This window comes from Haloferax sp. Atlit-48N (genome assembly GCF_003383015.2).
GTDB classification, from domain to species: domain Archaea; phylum Halobacteriota; class Halobacteria; order Halobacteriales; family Haloferacaceae; genus Haloferax; species Haloferax volcanii.
The window spans coordinates 1,067,428-1,084,116 of sequence record NZ_CP137689.1 but is presented as its reverse complement, the minus strand read 5'-3'; the positions used below and the strand labels follow the sequence as shown (position 1 = coordinate 1,084,116).

The 16,689-nt window shown below is 66.9% G+C and carries 16 protein-coding genes and 2 tRNA genes; 13 read left to right on the top strand and 5 right to left on the bottom strand.

Features of this window, described 5'->3' with window-relative positions:
* Positions 1-488: 488 nt before the first annotated feature.
* The 7 genes from DEQ67_RS05885 to DEQ67_RS05855 are packed head-to-tail and all read left to right on the top strand — an operon-like array spanning position 489 to position 9,234.
* Positions 489-3,809, top strand: a complete 3,321-nt coding sequence (locus DEQ67_RS05885; RefSeq protein WP_115860087.1) for a type II/IV secretion system ATPase subunit — start codon at positions 489-491, stop codon at positions 3,807-3,809.
* Positions 3,810-5,852, top strand: a complete 2,043-nt coding sequence (locus tag DEQ67_RS05880) for a type II secretion system F family protein (protein WP_115860089.1) — start codon at positions 3,810-3,812, stop codon at positions 5,850-5,852.
* On the top strand, positions 5,852-6,352 hold the full coding sequence (locus tag DEQ67_RS05875) for a DUF7287 family protein (RefSeq protein ID WP_115802442.1): 501 nt from the start codon (positions 5,852-5,854) through the stop codon (positions 6,350-6,352). Before DEQ67_RS05880 ends, DEQ67_RS05875 begins: the two co-directional genes overlap by 1 nt.
* The gene (locus tag DEQ67_RS05870; RefSeq protein ID WP_006600446.1) at positions 6,346-6,981 is read left to right on the top strand and encodes a DUF7288 family protein; all 636 of its coding nucleotides are present in this window, start codon (positions 6,346-6,348) and stop codon (positions 6,979-6,981) included. Before DEQ67_RS05875 ends, DEQ67_RS05870 begins: the two co-directional genes overlap by 7 nt.
* On the top strand, positions 6,969-7,961 hold the full coding sequence (locus tag DEQ67_RS05865) for a hypothetical protein (RefSeq protein WP_115860091.1): 993 nt from the start codon (positions 6,969-6,971) through the stop codon (positions 7,959-7,961). Before DEQ67_RS05870 ends, DEQ67_RS05865 begins: the two co-directional genes overlap by 13 nt.
* A complete protein-coding gene (locus tag DEQ67_RS05860) occupies positions 7,958-8,467 on the top strand; it encodes a DUF7266 family protein (RefSeq protein WP_199519399.1) in 510 nt (169 codons plus the stop codon). Before DEQ67_RS05865 ends, DEQ67_RS05860 begins: the two co-directional genes overlap by 4 nt.
* Entirely contained in the window at positions 8,464-9,234 is a 771-nt protein-coding gene (locus DEQ67_RS05855) for a DUF7289 family protein (protein ID WP_004063820.1), read from the top strand. The genes DEQ67_RS05860 and DEQ67_RS05855 overlap by 4 nt, the downstream gene beginning before the upstream one ends.
* A gap of 53 nt (positions 9,235-9,287) precedes the next feature.
* Here the strand turns inward: DEQ67_RS05855 and DEQ67_RS05850 are convergent, their stop codons facing one another.
* Together DEQ67_RS05850 and DEQ67_RS05845 are read right to left on the bottom strand one after the other, a co-directional pair.
* A complete protein-coding gene (locus DEQ67_RS05850; protein ID WP_115802440.1) occupies positions 9,288-10,799 on the bottom strand; it encodes a DUF7289 family protein in 1,512 nt (503 codons plus the stop codon).
* A gap of 465 nt (positions 10,800-11,264) precedes the next feature.
* Positions 11,265-11,336 (bottom strand) — tRNA-Ala (locus DEQ67_RS05845).
* Between the two features lie 153 nt (positions 11,337-11,489).
* Here DEQ67_RS05845 and DEQ67_RS05840 point away from each other — a divergent pair.
* A complete protein-coding gene (locus DEQ67_RS05840) occupies positions 11,490-11,702 on the top strand; it encodes a hypothetical protein (RefSeq protein WP_115891294.1) in 213 nt (70 codons plus the stop codon).
* A gap of 385 nt (positions 11,703-12,087) precedes the next feature.
* Here DEQ67_RS05840 and DEQ67_RS05835 read toward each other — a convergent pair.
* A tRNA-Ala gene (locus DEQ67_RS05835) sits at positions 12,088-12,159 on the bottom strand.
* A 244-nt stretch (positions 12,160-12,403) separates the two neighbouring features.
* On the opposite strand from DEQ67_RS05835, the gene DEQ67_RS05830 reads away from it, so the two are divergent.
* From DEQ67_RS05830 to DEQ67_RS05815, 4 genes are read left to right on the top strand one after another with little or no spacing between them, the layout of a single operon-like run.
* Complete coding sequence (locus DEQ67_RS05830; RefSeq protein WP_004043790.1) at positions 12,404-12,871, top strand: 30S ribosomal protein S15; 468 nt, start codon at positions 12,404-12,406, stop codon at positions 12,869-12,871.
* 4 nt (positions 12,872-12,875) lie between these two features.
* Complete coding sequence (locus tag DEQ67_RS05825; protein ID WP_115891295.1) at positions 12,876-13,997, top strand: exonuclease; 1,122 nt, start codon at positions 12,876-12,878, stop codon at positions 13,995-13,997.
* Complete coding sequence (locus DEQ67_RS05820) at positions 13,994-14,236, top strand: KEOPS complex subunit Pcc1 (RefSeq protein WP_115891296.1); 243 nt, start codon at positions 13,994-13,996, stop codon at positions 14,234-14,236. Before DEQ67_RS05825 ends, DEQ67_RS05820 begins: the two co-directional genes overlap by 4 nt.
* The gene (locus tag DEQ67_RS05815; RefSeq protein ID WP_115891297.1) at positions 14,229-14,888 is read left to right on the top strand and encodes a 30S ribosomal protein S3ae; all 660 of its coding nucleotides are present in this window, start codon (positions 14,229-14,231) and stop codon (positions 14,886-14,888) included. Before DEQ67_RS05820 ends, DEQ67_RS05815 begins: the two co-directional genes overlap by 8 nt.
* A 114-nt stretch (positions 14,889-15,002) precedes the next feature.
* Here DEQ67_RS05815 and DEQ67_RS05810 read toward each other — a convergent pair whose 3' ends face one another.
* Complete coding sequence (locus DEQ67_RS05810) at positions 15,003-15,449, bottom strand: cupredoxin domain-containing protein (RefSeq protein ID WP_115891298.1); 447 nt, start codon at positions 15,447-15,449, stop codon at positions 15,003-15,005.
* Positions 15,450-15,615: 166 nt separating this feature from the next.
* Between DEQ67_RS05810 and DEQ67_RS05805 the strand changes: the two genes are divergently transcribed.
* The gene (locus DEQ67_RS05805) at positions 15,616-16,287 is read left to right on the top strand and encodes a protein sorting system archaetidylserine synthase (RefSeq protein WP_008605767.1); all 672 of its coding nucleotides are present in this window, start codon (positions 15,616-15,618) and stop codon (positions 16,285-16,287) included.
* Between the two features lie 28 nt (positions 16,288-16,315).
* Here the strand turns inward: DEQ67_RS05805 and DEQ67_RS05800 are convergent, their stop codons facing one another.
* Positions 16,316-16,591 carry a DUF7111 family protein gene (locus tag DEQ67_RS05800; protein WP_115860097.1) on the bottom strand — a complete coding sequence of 92 codons (276 nt, stop codon included), beginning with the start codon at positions 16,589-16,591 and terminating at the stop codon, positions 16,316-16,318.
* Between the last annotated feature and the right edge of the window lie 98 nt (positions 16,592-16,689).

The window sequence follows — 16,689 nt, the reverse complement described above, 5'->3', positions numbered from 1 at the left end:
TCTCTCACTGCGTTCGTTCAGCGGGCGTTCCTGAGTCCCACTTCACTTCGCTCGAGGGACTCCCGTCACGCCCGTGGTCGTGACGGCGGAGCGAGTCCGATAACGCACCATGCGGGATTCGTAATCCTACGAGACGAGCGAAGTGAGTCTCGGTCCGGTTCGAATCCCGCCGCGCCGACCTCTCTCACTTCGTTTGTTCGGGCGACGCCGCGTACATCGCAACCGCTCCGCGTGTGCTCAATTCCGTCACGCCAGACGCTCTCACGTCGTTCCTGACGCTGCCGTTCCTGCGTTCCACTCGCTTCGCTCGCGGGACTCACGCCATACGCCGACCCTGCTGGAGATAAATCCCTACTTTAACGGTGCGCTCGGCCGGGGAGTCGATACCGACCCTACATAAATGAGTATAAAAATAGAACTTAAACAGACCTTAAATTGTGAGTTAATTGGGAAAAAGACTTTTCCATCGGCCCGAATACCCGGTGACAATGGCAACCGACGACGCCGACGGAGGAGACCAACAGGCGTTATCCGGCGATGTGACGTCGCCGGCGGAGAGTGACGCCGCTCCGAAGCAGGCGTCGAACGCGCGCGTCGGGTCGTACACGTGGGCCGACTTTCTCGACGAGTACGGGAGCGACGGCGATGTCGAATCCCTCTACGGGAGCGACCCGCGGACGCAACGCGACGCGCCCGGTACGTCCCGGTGGGAAGACGACGACGGGTCGGCGTCGACGCCGACCCGGGCCGACTGGGACCGCGTCGGCCTCGACCCCGAGGAGTATCTCGACTGTCACCCGGTCGACGTGGCGGCGTTCGTGGGCGACCGCGGCGCGCACGCGAAGAACCTCAATGAGCAGTTCGAAGCCTTCTGCGACCCCGAGACGACGCCCGTCGTCAAGGGCGTCTGGCTGTGGGAACACTACAAACGCGAGTACTACTACGAGGACGACGGCGCTCGCCCGCGGGATTCGGCGGGCGAAATCGTCCCCTTCGACGGCGAGGCGGCGCTGGGCTTCGACCCCGACCACATCGAGAACGCGGTCGCGCGGGCCGGCCAGCGCGCCGAGGAACTGGCCGCTGTCGTCGACGAGCGAACGGTCGACGTCGACCCCGAGTTCGACGAGGACGCGTTTTTCTCCAGCGTCGACGGCACGACCACGCTGGCGAACCGCTACGACCTCGAAAAGGCCGTCCCGGTGGAGAAGAAGACGCACTTCCGCGAGGTCGAACGGTACTGGGTGAACAAACCCTACGCGTTCGTCATCATCTTCCACTCCGTCAAGGAGAACGAAAAGAAGTACTACGTCGTCGAACCGCACCTGAACCGCATCGAAGACGACCTGACGGAGTTCCTCACCAACAAGCTTCGGACCGCCATCAAGTACGGCGACGACAGCGTCGTCGAGGGCGGCCGCGACAACCGCGGGCGGGTCATCGAGGCCGAGACCTACGAACTGCTCTCGCGGTACGACCTCTACGACCCGCCGGCGTCGGCGTCTGCGGCCGCGGCGGCCGGAGACGACGGTTCGACCGCCGACGCGGCCGCTGACGCTGACGGCGCGGCGGAGTCGTCGGGCCTCGCGTCCCGGCTCGGACTGGGCGGTCTCTTCGGCGGCGGCAACGGCTCGTCGGCCGACGGTTCGACGACCGCCGCGACCTCCGGGCGGTTCGGCGGTCTCGGTTCTCGGTTGGGGCTGAACGCAGTCTTCGGCGGTCGCGCACGAACCGCCGACGAGGACGAACCGCTCGGCGGCATCGACGGCATCGCGGCCCGACCCGAGTCCGCGGTCCTCGCCGACGACGCCGACGTCCTGAACGACTACCAGGTGCGGAAGCTCCAGTACTACCTCCGCCGCGACTTCATCGGCTACGAGCGCATCGACGGCATCAAACACGACATCAACGTCGAGGACATCTCCTGCGACGGCTACAACTCGCCGGTGTTCGTCTACCACTCCGACTACGAGCAGATCATCTCGAACGTCTACCACGGCGAGGGCGAGCTCGACGACTTCGTCGTGAAACTCGCCCAGCGCTCCGGGAAAGGCATCTCGAAGCGACGCCCGCAGGTGGACGCGACGCTCCCCGACGGGTCGCGCGCACAGCTCACGCTCGGCCGAGAGGTGTCGGACCACGGGACGAACTACACCATCCGCCAGTTCAAGGACGTTCCCTTCACGCCAATCGACCTCATCAACTGGTCGACGTTCTCGCTGGAGGAGATGGCGTTCCTCTGGCTCTGCATCGAAAACGACAAGAGTCTCATCTTCGCCGGCGGCACGGCATCGGGGAAGACCACCTCGCTCAACGCCGTCTCGCTTTTCATCCCGTCGAACACGAAAATCGTCTCCATCGAGGACACCCGCGAGGTCGAACTGCCCCAGCGCAACTGGATTGCCTCCGTCACCCGGCCGTCGTTCGCGGACGACGACAAAGGCGACGTGGACGAGTTCGACCTGCTCGAAGCCGCCCTCCGCCAGCGCCCCGACTACATCGTCATGGGCGAGATTCGCGGCGAGGAGGGGCGGACGCTGTTCCAGGTCATGTCCACGGGTCACACCACGTACACGACGTTCCACGCGGACTCGGTCGGGGAGGTGCTCAAGCGGTTTACGACCGCGCCCATCAACGTCTCGAAGACGATGTTCACCGCCCTCGACCTCGTGTCCATCCAGACCTCGACGCGGGTCGGCGGCAACAAGGTGCGCCGGAACAAATCGCTCACCGAAATCAACCACTACGACCCCGAAAACGACGAGATTAACGTCCAAGACGTCTACCAGTGGCAGGCCGAGACCGACGAGTTCCTCCAGATGGGCTCGTCGAACACGCTCGAAGAGATAAAGTTCGACCGCGGCTGGAATCAGGAGACGGTCGAACTGGAGATATTCAAGCGACAGGTCATCCTCGCGTACCTCATCGACCGCGGGCTCAACACCTACACGCAGGTCGCAGCGACGTTCCAGGCGTTCATCAACGACCAGGACACCATCCTCGGGCTGATGGCGACCGACGACCTCGAACGCAGTCTCGAAGACCTCCGGGAGATGGAATCGGTGCACATCAACATCGACCCCGACAGCGAGGCGATGGTCCCCCGGCCCGACCCGCCCGAACACGTCCGGCAGTTGGCGAAGGATATCCTCCGCCGGGCCGAAGACGAACTGTTCCCCGACTACCGCGACCGCGACGTGGGCGAGGTCGCGGAGGCGCTCAACCACATGCGCGACGCACCGGACGTGGAGGCGACCCCCGGCGAGCGGGACGAACTCGACTCGCTCGACGCGTCGAGCGGCGACCCAGAACTCGACGAGGGGCGCGACCGAGCCGAACTGGACGCGGGCGACGACACGCCCGAAATCGACGGCGACCGCGGCCCCTCGTCGCTCGACGGCGAGAGCGAGACGCCGGCGCTGGACGCGGGACGCGACGCCGACGAGGGCGACACCGACGACACCGCCCCTGACGACACCGACGCCGACGACGAACCGGGCGGTTTCGGAGACGACGACGGCCCGTTCGGGTTCAACGACGACGGCGTCTCGTTTTCCGACCCCAACGACGGCGCAGACCTCGACGACTTCTTCGGCGCGTTCGGTATCGAGGGGGAATCGGAGTCGGGAGCGGAACCGGGGTCGGAATCGGGGTCGGAGTCGGGGTCGCCCGCGGACCCGGACGACGAACCGAGCCGAAGCGACGAGGGCGGCCACGAAGACGAGACGTGGGGCGGATTCGAGGCGGTCGATGCCGACGACCCCCCGGACGACGCGGACGAGCGCGGCTCCGACTCCGGCGAGGGAGCGTAGATGAGCAATCTCGACTCGAAGACCTCGGGCGGGCTCGACCGCAGTACCGACACCCTCGGCGACGCGTTCTACCCGCTGTTTCAGCTCCTCTTCGACGAGGACGGAGAGTTCGTCTCCGACATCGAAACGAAACTCCAGCAGGCCCGGATGCCCGACACCGTCGAACTCTATCTCTCGCGAGCGCTCGCGGTCGGCGTGCTCGTCGGGCTCGTGTCGTGGCTCGTCGGGATGCTCGTCGGTTACGGCGTCTTCGCGCTCGGGCTCGTCTCGGCGGACTCGGTGAGCCTCGGGATTCCGGTCGGGAGCGAGGCCACGGCGGACACGCTTCGGTCGCTCGCGATGCCCGCGGCGGTCGTCGTCTCGGGGCTCGTCTTCGGGTCGCTCGGCTTCGCCGGCGGGTTCGGGACGCTCGTCGCCATCCCGTACTCGACGGCGTCCGCCCGCAAACGCGAGATAAACATGCTCCTGTCGGACGCCGTCTCGTTCATGTACGCCCTCTCGGTGGGCGGGCTGAACCAACTGGAGATTCTGGAGGCGATGGCCCGTGCCGAAGACACCTACGGCGAGGTCTCTCGGGAGTTCCAGAGCATCGTCCAGGAGACGGAGTACTTCGGGACCGACTACCGCAACGCCATCCGCCAGCAGGCGCTTTTGACCCCCTCGGACGAGCTCTCGCAGTTCCTGACGGACATGCTCTCTATCGTCAACTCCGGCGGCGACATGCAGGGCTTCCTCGACGACAAGAAGGACAAGCACCTCCGAACCGCGAAACAACAGCAGGAACAGACGCTGGAGACGATGGAGCTGTTCGGCGAGATGTACATGACGCTGTCGCTGTTCCCGCTGCTTCTCATCATCATCCTCGTCATCATGAGCATGCTCGGGGAGGCCCAGTCGAGGCTGCTGTACGCGACCGTCTACGGGCTCATCCCGCTGACCGGCGTCGGCTTTCTCGTCCTCGTCTCGACGGTCAAACAGGACGAAATCGGCGACGGCTTTCTCAGCCCCGACGACGAGAGCGACCGCCTGCAAGGCCAACAGCGCGAGGGCCTCGTCCACATGGGGCTCGTCGAGAGCTACGTCGGCGAGTTCAGCCTCTTTTCGCGCATCAAGTCCCGCGAGGGGACGTTCAAGACGAAAGAGCTCCTGCGCCGCCCGCACCTGTTTTTCAAGCGGCACCCGCTTTTCACCCTCGCGTTGACGGTGCCGGCGGCGCTCGCGCTCCTCGGCGTCTCCGTCGCCGGCGGGGCCGCCCCGACGACGTGGGACGGGATGATTGCCAACCCCGTCTGGGGGACGTTCATCTGGTTTTACGTCCCGGTCTACCTCGTCGCGGTGCCGCTGACCGCCTTCCACGAGTGGAACGTCCACTCGCGGGCGGCCATCACCGGAAAGCTCTCCGACAACCTCCGCAAGCTGTCGAGCGCGAACGACACCGGCCAGACGCTCCTCGAATCCATCAAGACCGTCTCCGACACCTCCTCGGGGAAGCTCGCCGACGAGTTCGAGGTGATGCACGCGAAGGTCCACTACGGGATGAGCCTCAAGGAGGCGCTCGTCGAGTTCAACAACAAATACCACATCCCGCGGCTCGCCCGGACGGTCAAACTTATCACGAAGGCACAGGAGGCGTCGAGCCAGATTACCGAGGTGCTGACGACCGCCGCCCAAGCCTCCGAGAACCAAGACGACATCGAGCGCGAGCGCATCTCGCGGACCCGGATGCAGGTCGCCATCATCCTCATGACGTACGTGACGCTGCTCGCGGTGATGGCCATCCTGAAGACGCAGTTCCTCGACGTGATGGCCGGGCTCTCGTCGCAGGCGTCGAGTTCCGGCGGCGCGACGACCGGCGGCCCGAGCTTCGGCGGCGGCATCGACCCCGACCTGCTGTCGCTTCTGTTCTTCCACGGCGTCACCATCCAGGCGATGCTGTCCGGGTTCATCAGCGGCTACATCCGCAACGCGGACCTTCTGTCGGGGGTCAAGTTCGTCGTCATCCTCCAGACGCTGTCGCTCGCGGTGTGGATGGTGGTCGGCTGATGCGGCGACGCGGCGGCGACGACGCCCGCGAGACGAGCGGTCGGAGCGCCCGCGCCCAGACGACCATCGACTTCGCCGTCGGCGTCGGCATCTTCCTCCTCGCGGTCGCGTGGGTCGTCGGCACCATCCCGCAGATTCTCGACCCCTTCGAGGCCGAACAGGACCGCCCGCTCGTCGCCAACCGCGCCGCCGACTCGCTCACCCAGCGCCTGCTCGTCGACGACGAGAACCCCGACGTGCTCGACCCGGTCTGTACCGCGGCGTTCTTCGACGGGGACTCGCCCGACGAGCCCCCCGGCGACTGCGACTACGGCAGCGCCGACCCCAACGCCGCGACCGGCATCGGCGCGTCCTACGGGCTCAACGTCACGCTCTCACAGAACAGAAGCGTCGTCGAGACGACCGGCGAGCCGGTTCCGACCACCCGGAGCGTCGTCACCGCCCGGCGGGCCGTTCTCCTCGACGGCGACCTCCACGAGCTATCGGTGAGGGTGTGGTGACCGTGTCCCGCGCACAGGCCCACGCGCTCGAAGCCATCGTCGCCGCGATGGTGCTTCTCGCCAGCGTCACGTTCGCGCTGCAGGTGACCGCGGTGACGCCCCTGACCGCGAGCACGTCGAGCCAACACATCGAAAACCAGCAGGCCGCCGTCGCCGACGGCGTCCTGACGGCGGCCGCCGAGACCGGCGCGCTGAAGCGAACGGTGCTGTTCACGAACCCCGAAAACGGGAGCTTCTACGATATCGACGCGCGCGGCTACTACGTCGACGGCGGCCCGCCAACCGCCTTCGGAGAGATGCTCGACGAGTCCTTCTTGGACCGCGGCATCGCGTTCAACGTCTACCTGCACTACCTGCGCGACCGGGAGGTCAGGCGGACGACTCGCCTCGTGTACATGGGCGAGCCGAGCGACCACGCCGTCTCGCGGACCCGACTCGTGACGCTCGCTGACGACGACGCGCTGACCGAACCGGGCACGTCGCCGGGCGGCGACCCCCGCGCGGTCGAGACGACGAAGACGCTCGAATCGGTCGCCGCCGAGACCGACGAGACGTACTTCATACAGGACGGGAGCGCGGGACCGCTCTACGCCGTCGTCGACGTGGAGGTGGTCGTATGGCGGATGTGACCGACGCGTTCGAGCGCGCGAGCGATGCGGCTGACGACCTCCCACGTCTCGGCGGCGACGACCGCGGCCAGCTGATGCTCGTCGCCGCGCTCGCAATCGCGGTGCTCCTCGTCGGCCTCGCGCTGACGCTCAACACCGCGATTTACACCGAAAACCTCGCCACGCGCACGACCGACACGAACCTCGACGGCGCGGTGAATCACGGCGGCGCAGTCGAGGCGGGAGCGGGGACGCTCCTCGACGAGGTCAACCGCGAGGGCGGCACGTACGGCGAACTCGCCGGTTCGTTCGACGAAGCGTTCGGCAACTGGAGCGACGCGGCCGCGACGCTCGCCGCGGTCAGGGGGGCCGCGACGGACGCCGAGCGTGTCAGCCACGTCCGAGGCACGCGAATCTCCCAGCCCGACGCGGCGCGGAACTTCACGGACAGGAACGAGACGGCCGACTGGACGCTCGCGAGCGACGTCGGCGTTCGCGGCGTCCGGTTCAACGTCTCGCGCGACTCGCTTTCGACGTCGAACGCGTCGTCGTTCCACCTCGTCGTCGACGACGAGACGAACGCGGTCGAAACCGCGGTCTACCGGGACTCGTCTCGGGTCTTCGTGGCCGTCGAGGACGCCGGTGGCGTGGAGACGACTTGTAGCGTCGCGGCCGACGCGGGTGACTACGTCACGATTGACGTCGCCGACGGCCGACTCAACGGGACCGCCTGCGACCCGCTCGACGCGGTCCACACCGACCTCGACGGCTCGGTCACGGTCTCGTATCGGAACGCGTCGGAGGCCGAGGGGACCTACGAACTGTACGTGAACGAGACGAACGCCACGGTCTTCGACGCGACGAAGTACGAACCCGCGGGAAGCGGGTCGTCGCCGGTCGCACAGGAGGCGCTGTACGCCGTCACCGTCTCGTACGTCTACGAGTCGGGCGAGACGTACGTCTCCCGAGAGCTTCGGGTCGCGCCGGGTGAGATTGCGTGACGCCGCCGACGCGTCCGGGCGACCGGGGTGACCGTGCTCGGCGCGAGAGGCGCGTGAGCCGCGCTCGGCCCCGCTCGACCGACCGCGGCGTCTCGACGGCGCTCGGCTACGTCCTCACGCTCACCATCACGGTCGTCCTCATCTCGGGGTTGATGGTCGCCGCCGGCGGGTTCGTCTCCGACGAACGCGAGCGAGTCACGGAGACGGAACTCGACGTCGTCGGCAACCGGCTCGCGGCCGGCATCGAATCGGTCGACCGAATCGGGGCCGCCCCCGGCGAGTCGCGGGTCGAGGCGAGGGTTCGGCTGCCGCCGCGAGTCGCCGGCACGACATACACCATCGAGGTGCTGCCGGCGTCGAACGAACTCGTACTTACCTCGACCGACCCCGAGGTGACAGTCCGCGTTTCCGTGGAGACGGAGACCTCGCTGGCCGCGAGCCGGGTCGACGGCGGCGACGTGACCATCACCTACGACCCATCGTCGGGCGTGGAGGTGGCGTCGTGAGCAATCGCGCCGTGAGCGACACGCTCGGGTTCGTCTTCGTCTTCGCTATCGTCCTCTCGATGGTCGGCCTCGTCACCGCCGTCGGGATGACCGGCCTCCAAGACGCCCGCGACGTCGAGCGCGTCAACAACGCCGAACGCGCCCTCGACATCCTCGGGGACAACATGGAGGACATCGCCGACCGCGGCGCGCCGAGTCGGGCGACCGAGGTGAAGCTTCAGGACGCCAGCCTGACGCTCGACCGGCCCGTCGAGTTCGTCGTCTCCGGCGAGCGGACGGGAGACCCGTCGGTCAACTTCACCAACACCTACGAGGTGTCGCCAATCGTCTACGAGAGCGACGCCAGCGACGAGCGAGTCGTCTACGCGTTCGACGCGCTCTTCCGGACTCGCGGCGACACCGGGACGTTCGTCCGGCGACCCTCGCTTGTGCTCACCGACGAGCGGGTGTTGATTCCGGCGTTCGTGACGCGGCCCGACGAGGAGGCGACGACCGCCGTCGGCGGGTCGGGAACGTTCCTCATCCGCGCCGACAAGGCCGCGAGCGACGTGCTGGCCGCGCGGACCGAGGGCTCGTACGACGTGAACCTGACCGTTCGCTCCCCGCGCGCGGCGCTCTGGGAACGAGAGCTATCGAGCCGCCCCGACGTGACCTGCGACGATGTGGTTGAGCCGCCGGACGCGTACCCGAGCGTCTCGTGTTACGTGAACGGGACGGCCCGCGTTCACGTCGTCTCGACGTCGGTCGACATGACGTTCGCCGACTGAGTCGACCCGGACCCGACTCGGACCGCGACCGTCGGGTGGGCGGGCGGACCCGCTCACTCGACGTCGACTTCGACCTCGTTTTCCGTGACGTGCAGGAAGGTGATGAACTGGCCGCCCTCGGCCTGGTCGTAGTCGAGTTCGCCGCGCGAGCCGGACTCGTCGACGCTCTGGCTGTTGCCCGGCCCGTCAGTGACGGTCAGTTCGAACTGCGGGGCGGCGAGCGAGAAGTAGTGGTTGACGACGAACGCCATCGAGGCGGTGTCGCCGTCGGCTTTCGAGAACGTCTGGCCGCTGTCGGCGGCGTGCTCGTCGAAGGTGACGCTGTCGTAGGCCTCGCCGTCCGTGATTTCGGGGGCGAACTGCCACTTGTTCTGGTTACCGAAGCCCTTGTCCGACTGAATGTCGCCGTAGGTCATCGTCTCCGAACTGGTGAAGTCGACGCTGAGTTCGGGGTTGCTCGCAGAGCAGTCGATGCTCACCGCGTCGCTCGTGTCCGGGTCGAGGTCGGTCGCCTGCCAGCCGTGGTACTTGCCGTCTTCGGTGGCGTAGTAGAGCGTCAGGTCGAACGTGCCGTCGTAGCTACCGCCCTTGCACTTGTCGTCCGCCTGCACGTGGAGTTCGAGGTCGCGCTGGTCGCCGTCGTAGTACATCCCCCACTCCATGTTCTGGAGGTGTTGGTCGTTCGAGAGCGTGAGCGTGAACGCCGAGACGTTGTGGTTCCCGGCCATTCCGCGCACGTCGACCGAGGTGCCCTCGTTCGGCATCTGGAACTCGCCGACGAGGCCGAGGGTCTCCAGTTCCACGCTCGCGGTTTGGTTGGCGTCGTCGACCGTCACGGTCCCCTCGCTCCGCGACTCGAAGAACGCCGCCCACCCTCGGTAGTGGTCGCTGTGGACCGTCACGACGATTGTGCCGTTGCTGACCGGGTTGTCGTAACTGCCCGCTGTCTCGTTGTACGCCGCCGTCTCGTTCGGATAGATGCTCCGGGCACGTTTGGTCGCCGCGACCCGCGCCGACACGTCTCCTGACGACGACCCGTCGCCGGAGACACGGACGACCGGGAGCGTCAGCGTCGCCCCGCGGTAGTGGAACTCCGGCGGCGAGACCATCGTCGTGCCGCCGTCCTGCGTGCGCCAGACGCCGCCGCCCTCGTAGGCGATGCGGGCGTCGCCGTTGCGGTACTCGACGCTCCCGAGCGACTCGTTGTAAAGCGGTTGGTCGTCGCCGTCGTCGGTGTAGTTCTTGTGCGTGATGCTCAGCCAGCCGCTGTCGTCGTCGACGACGTAGGCGCCGCCGCCGGTGCCGCTGAGGTCGACGTACTGCGTTTCGCCCTCGCCGAGCGCGGAGATGGCGACTCGCGAGTCGAACAGCGTCATCGAGTGCTCGGCGCGCGTCAGTTGGGACGCCTGTTTCGTCTCGTCGAGGGCGGGGCCGCCGAGCGCGACGACGGCAGTCGTCCCGGCGACCGTAATCGCTAACAGAAGCACCACGGCAATCGGCGAGGTCTGCGCCGTCCGGTCTCTGACGACGCGATAGACCAGTGGAACCCGGGGGCGACCGCTCATTACCTACCTGAAGGAGATGCGGGGTGAAAACCTCGCGGGGTACCTGACAGTCAGGTAAGTAGACCCGTCCGATAGGTATCTTCTCAGCGACGCCGAGATAGTTCCGGGACCGCGGGTGTGTAGGTCGCCGGACGCGGACTCCGAGACTGACGAGAGCCCACCGTAACAGGGTCTGGTCCCAGAACGTGGCGGACTCGCCGGGAGTCACGTGAGTGAAACGAACGTGACGTCGGCGAGTCCACGAACGACTGAAAGGAACGAAGTGACCGAAAGGAAGTGAGTGGACTCGCCGGGACTGAGCAAACCGGAGGTTTGCGAAGGTCGTGAACGGAGTTCACGGGATTTGAACCCGGAACCAGACGTGCTCGCTCACTTCGTTCGCTGTGCGCGACTGGTAGGGCTTCAAATCCACGCGCTCGCAACGGCGAGCGCTCGGCTCGTCAATTTCTTCACTTCGTTCAGAAATGGACTCGCCGGGATTTGAACCCGGGGCCTCTCCCATGCCAAGGGAGTGATCTACCCCTGATCTACGAGCCCTCAAACGCAATCGTTCATTCCCCGGTCGAATAAATAAGGGCTTCGAATCGTTCGACGGCTGTGGGGGGAACCGCGTGGGCGGGCGAGCACTCCAGAACACGACGGCGGCGACGAACCGACTCGTTTTTTCCGTCGCTGGCGGAACCACTCGGTATGACCGACGACGACGCTCCCGACGTTCCGGTGGTGTGCGAGGCCTGCGACACGACCACTCGCGTTCCGCTTTCGGAGGTCGCGGACGCCATCGAGCGCCACAACGAACAGGTCCACGACGGCGACGACATCGCGCAGGTCGACCCCGAAATCGTCAAGCACGTGACCGACCTCGCGGCGAAGGACATGAGCGTGTTCGAAGACGAGGCGTGAGGTTTCAGACGGGGGCTAACGCCCTGTCTCGATACGTTTCAGCCACAACGATTCGGTTGCGGGAGCTCGCTACGGCGAGCGCTCGTCTCGTCATTTCTTCACTTCGTTCAGAAATGGACTCGCCGGGAGTCACGTGAGTGAAACGAACGTGACGTCAGCGAGTCCACGAACGACTGAAGGGAACGAAGTGACCGAAAGGAAGTGAGTGGACTCGCCGGGACTGAGCAAACCGGTGGTTTGCGAAGGTCGTGAACGAAGTTCACGGGATTTGAACTCACTCGCAAATCGAAGATTTGCTCGCTGCTCAAATCCCGCCTCGAACAGACACGAATTTACTCTGGCTTCGCGACTCGCTCCGCTCGTCGGAAGTCCAGAGAGAAGTGAGTGGACTCGCCGGGATTTGAACCCGGGGCCTCTCCCATGCCAAGGGAGTGATCTACCCCTGATCTACGAGCCCGCATCCTCCGATAGCCGTCGCCCGTTTAGAAGCCCTTCGATTCCGACCGGACCGAGTCGCGGTCAATTCGGAGCCGAGTCGAAACGGTTTAACCCGGTGCGCGTGGACAACCCGATGGGAATCCAGCACGGCCGCAAATCTGACTCGCCCAGTTTGGGCTTGGGATTGCGGTAGTGCCCCGGTAGTCGGTGATACGACTGCGGGGTGCTCGTTTCTGCGGTCAGTGCGGTTCCAACCCGCAACAATGGCACGAATGCACACCCGCCGCCGTGGCTCGTCCAGCTCGGACAAGCCGGTGGCAGACGAAGCACCGGAGTGGAGCGACGTCGACGCGGCTGACATCGAAGCCCGCGTCGTCGAACTGGCAGAACAGGGCAAGGACCCGAGCCAAATCGGCCTGTCCCTGCGCGACGAAGGCGTCAAGGGCGTTCCCGTCCCCGACGTCAAGCTCGCCACGGGCAAGAAGGTCACCACCATCCTCGAGGAGAACGACGCCGCAGGCGACCTCCCCGAGGACCTCCGCAACCTCATGGAGCGCGCCATCCGCCTCCGCGAGCACATGGAGGAGAACCAGCAGGACAAGTCCAACCGTCGCGCGCTCCAGAATACGGAGTCGAAGATTCGCCGCCTCGTCTCGTACTACCGCGGCGACAAGCTCGACGACGACTTCACGTACAGCTACGACGTCGCTGTCGAACTCCTCGAAGAATAACTGAATGTCCGTGAGCCCCGCCGAACAGACACCCGCCGCCGACGCCGCCGCGACCCTGCGCGAGGCGACGTTCGTTCGCCTCCGCGTCCACGGGAGCGGTGCCGCCGTCGCAGCCGCGGGTGTCGTCGGACGGGCGCTCAGGACACTCGACGTCCCCTTCCGCATCCGCGCGACCGACGCCCCCGATACTGTCGCACACGACGACGTTGTGGCAGTTGTCGGGCTGTCGGACGCCGATGCGGACCTCGAACTCGACCCGAACGACGCCGTTTCGGTCGTCCGCGAACTCGGGGTCGACCCCGACCCGGCGGTCGCGCTGGCCGGCTTCCACGCCGCCGGCACGACACCGAAGGACGACACCGACCTCGCGGACGCCGCGGCCGACGCGGGCGTCGAAGTCGGACCCGGCGTGGCCGTCCCCACGGGCGACCTCGCAGACGGGCTGGCGCATTCGACGCTCGTCCACGCGCCGTTTTCGGCCGACAGGGAGCGCGCGCAGGCGGACCTCGCCGAACTGTCGCTCCCGGCCGAACTCGACGCCGACGCCCGTAGGCGCGTCGCTTCCCTCGTCGCCATCGACGCGACGAGCGGCGAGGCGACCGCTCGCGCGGCGACCGCCGTCGAGCGCGTTTTGGGGCCGGAAGCGACTCCGAACGGACCGTTCGAAACCGTCGGCGGCTTCGCCGACGTGCTCGACGCGACCGTCCGGGAGTCGCCCGGGACCGCCGTCGCGCTGGCGCTCGGACACGACGTTCGCGACGCCGCGCTCGACGCGTGGCGCGACCACGCGCAGGCGACCCACGCCGCGCTCCGCGGAGCGACGACGGGCCGCTACGAGAGCCTCTCCGCGCTCTCCTGTGACCTGTCCTCGCCGGGGCGACTCGCCACGGTGGCGAGGCTCGCCCGCGACTTCCGCTCGCCCGAGCCGACCGTTCTCGCGGTCGGCGTCGGTGCCGCGGCCCTCGTCTCGACCGGCCCCGCCGGACTCGACGAGGACCTCGCCGCGGCCGCGAGCGACCTGCCGGCCGCGTCCGCGACCGGGTCGCCGTCGGAGGCGACGATGACGTTCGACTCCGCGGCGGAGCCGAGCGATGTCGTCGCGGCCGTCAGGGAGGTGCGCCGATGACCCGGCGTGCGACCCTGCGGACGACCCACGACGACGCCGACATCGTCGCCGGCGCGCTCGAGCCGGACAACACGGAGTCGATGCACAGCCGAGTCGAGGGGGACGAACTCGTCACCACAATCGAACGCGATTCGACCGGCGGCCTGCACGCCACGGTCGATGACTACGTCGTCAACGTGACGGTCGCCGAGACCGTCATCGAAGCCACACGAACGCACACAGACACTAACCATGAGTGAACGATCCGTCTCCAAGCAGAAGCGCGGAAAGCGATGGTACACCGTCATCGCTCCCGAGAATTTCGACCGTAAGGAACTCGGTTCGACCTTCGCGGACGAACCCGAGAAAATCAGCGGTCGCACCGTCGAGTCCACCCTCGGCGAACTCAACGACGACCAGGGCGCGAACAACGTCAAGCTCACGTTCAAGATTACCGACGTGGGCAGCGACGCCGCCTACACCGAGTTCATCCAGCAGGAGCTCACCCGAGACTACCTCCGCAGCCTCGTCCGCCGCGGCGCGTCCAAAATCGAAGCCAACGTCACGGCCATCACCAAGGACGACTACCGCGTCCAGCTCCAGCCCGTCGCCTTCACGACGAAGAAGGCCGACCGGAGCCAGGAACACGAGATTCGTCGCATCATGACGGAACTCACCCGCGAGGCCATCACGGGCCACACCTACGACGCGCTCACCGAGAGCGTCGTCGAGGGTCGCCTGTCGTCGGCCATCTACGGCGACGCGAAGGTCATCTACCCCCTGCGCCGCGTCGAGGTCAAGAAGTTCTCCCTCGAAGCCCGTCCCGAAGAGGTCGAGGCCGAAGAGGAAGCCGCCGTCAGCGTCGACGAAGGCGACGTCGCAGTCGACGTCGACGAAGAAACCGAAGCGTAAGCCCGTCTCGCCGACGGCCCGACTTCGAATTTCGACTTTTTCGCGATAGCACGCGGAGCGAGAGCCACGCCGCTCTCGGCTGTTGAATCCCGGGCGCGACGCTGCGCGCCGAGTTTACTCCTCGACGACGATGGTTCCGACCATGCCGGCCTGCTCGTGGGGGATACAGAGATACTCGTACTCGCCGGGCACGTCGAAGCTGTACGTGTAGGTCTCGCCGCTGCCGATGAGCCCGCCGAGCAAGTTGGAGTAGGCGTCGCGGGCGGCCTGCTCGGTCTCGTAGTCCCCGCTGGCGAAGAACGCGGCTCCCTCGGGGAGGGTGCCCTCGTAGGCGGTGACGGTGTGACCGCGGGAGCTCGTGTTGCGCCAGACGACCTCGTCGCCGGCCTCGACGGTCAGCGTCGGCGGGTCGAACGCGACCGCGGTCATCCCGATGTCGAAGTCGTCGCCGGACGCCGTCAGGGTCGCACAGCCCGCGAGGCCGGCGGTCGCCGCCGCACCGGTCGCCGCGAGGAACTGACGCCGCGTCCGACCGCCGTTCGAAGACCCTTGGTCTCGCATGGTCGCCTCTCGGGACGCGACCGATAAATGTCGCATGGTTCGCCCGGCGAACCGCCGAGCGGGGCGAGACGCGCCGATTCCGACCGGGGCGGGCGGTAACGACGCGGAGCCGCGGGCTGACGGACGGAACGTAAGAGGGAAAGGGCAGGTACGCAATCGCATCGGTATGAGACCCCGATTCGTCGGTCGGTTGGGCCCCGCCGACGTGGTCACCGCCGGGAACGCGGCGCTGGGATTCGTCGCCGCGGTGTTAACCGCGGTCGACGTGCACCTCGCGGCCAAGGTCATCCTGCTCGCCGCGATGGCCGACGGCCTCGACGGCGTGGTCGCCCGACGCTACGGTGGGACCGACGCCGGGCCGTACCTCGACTCCCTCGCGGACGTGGCCTCCTTCGGCGTCGCCCCGGCGCTGCTCGTCGTCGCCGTCGTCCGCGAGATGTGGGGCTTCGACCGGGTCCGGGTCGTCGCCGGCGTCGGCGTCGCCGCGCTGTTCGTCGCGGCCGCGGTCGTCAGACTGGCGCTCTACACCGCCTACGACAGCGGGTCCGACGAGACGGTCGGGGTGCCGACGACGCTCGCCGCGACGATTCTGTCTGCGGGCGTCCTCGTCGGCTTCGTCGAGCCGATGTTGCTCGTCGGCCTCTCGGCGGTTATGGCCGCGCTGATGCTCTCGGACGTGACCTACCCCGACCTCCACGCGCAGGACGCGCTCGTCATGGGTGTGGTGCAGGGCCTCGCAATCGTCTGCTCGGGGACGCTCGGTGAGGGCTTCTCGTTCGGCCTGCTGTTCTTGGCGCTCGGCTACCTGTTTCTCGGGCCGCGCTTCTACTGGGCGTGACCGGGGCGGCGGAACGGAACGCGCCCGCTTACATCCCCATGTCAGCCGCGTCCTCCGGGACGGGCAGGTCGTGCGGCGACACGCCGAGGAGTTCCGCGGCGTGGTCCAGCGCCATGTCGAAGCCGTAGTAGCGTTCGAGTTCGTCGCCCTCGGCGGTTGGGCGGACCTTCAACATCGCGTAGCCGTCGATGTTCTGGGCCACGGCGGCGGTCCGGCCGTCGCGGTCGAATTCGAGGACGCGCTCGGCGTCGGTGACGTAGTACCGCGCGGTGACGCCGTTCGCCTCTGCGGTTGCGTCGGTCATGCGAGGCGCTAGGGAGCACGGGCTGTCTAAACTATCGGTTCCGGCGGACTGGCGTGGGAGAGCGTGGCTGGACGTGACGGAGCAGACCGGCGGGCCGG

Bases quoted from the DNA above. Each gene is read 5' to 3' on its own strand.
- DEQ67_RS05885 (WP_115860087.1), top strand. From the start codon at position 489: ATGGCAACCGACGACGCCGACGGAGGAGACCAACAGGCGTTATCCGGC.
- DEQ67_RS05880 (WP_115860089.1), top strand. From the start codon at position 3,810: ATGAGCAATCTCGACTCGAAGACCTCGGGCGGGCTCGACCGCAGTACC.
- DEQ67_RS05875 (WP_115802442.1), top strand. From the start codon at position 5,852: ATGCGGCGACGCGGCGGCGACGACGCCCGCGAGACGAGCGGTCGGAGC.
- DEQ67_RS05865 (WP_115860091.1), top strand. From the start codon at position 6,969: ATGGCGGATGTGACCGACGCGTTCGAGCGCGCGAGCGATGCGGCTGAC.
- DEQ67_RS05850 (WP_115802440.1), bottom strand. From the start codon at position 10,799: ATGAGCGGTCGCCCCCGGGTTCCACTGGTCTATCGCGTCGTCAGAGAC.
- DEQ67_RS05840 (WP_115891294.1), top strand. From the start codon at position 11,490: ATGACCGACGACGACGCTCCCGACGTTCCGGTGGTGTGCGAGGCCTGC.
- DEQ67_RS05830 (WP_004043790.1), top strand. From the start codon at position 12,404: ATGGCACGAATGCACACCCGCCGCCGTGGCTCGTCCAGCTCGGACAAG.
- DEQ67_RS05825 (WP_115891295.1), top strand. From the start codon at position 12,876: ATGTCCGTGAGCCCCGCCGAACAGACACCCGCCGCCGACGCCGCCGCG.
- DEQ67_RS05820 (WP_115891296.1), top strand. From the start codon at position 13,994: ATGACCCGGCGTGCGACCCTGCGGACGACCCACGACGACGCCGACATC.
- DEQ67_RS05815 (WP_115891297.1), top strand. From the start codon at position 14,229: ATGAGTGAACGATCCGTCTCCAAGCAGAAGCGCGGAAAGCGATGGTAC.
- DEQ67_RS05810 (WP_115891298.1), bottom strand. From the start codon at position 15,449: ATGCGAGACCAAGGGTCTTCGAACGGCGGTCGGACGCGGCGTCAGTTC.
- DEQ67_RS05805 (WP_008605767.1), top strand. From the start codon at position 15,616: ATGAGACCCCGATTCGTCGGTCGGTTGGGCCCCGCCGACGTGGTCACC.
- DEQ67_RS05800 (WP_115860097.1), bottom strand. From the start codon at position 16,591: ATGACCGACGCAACCGCAGAGGCGAACGGCGTCACCGCGCGGTACTAC.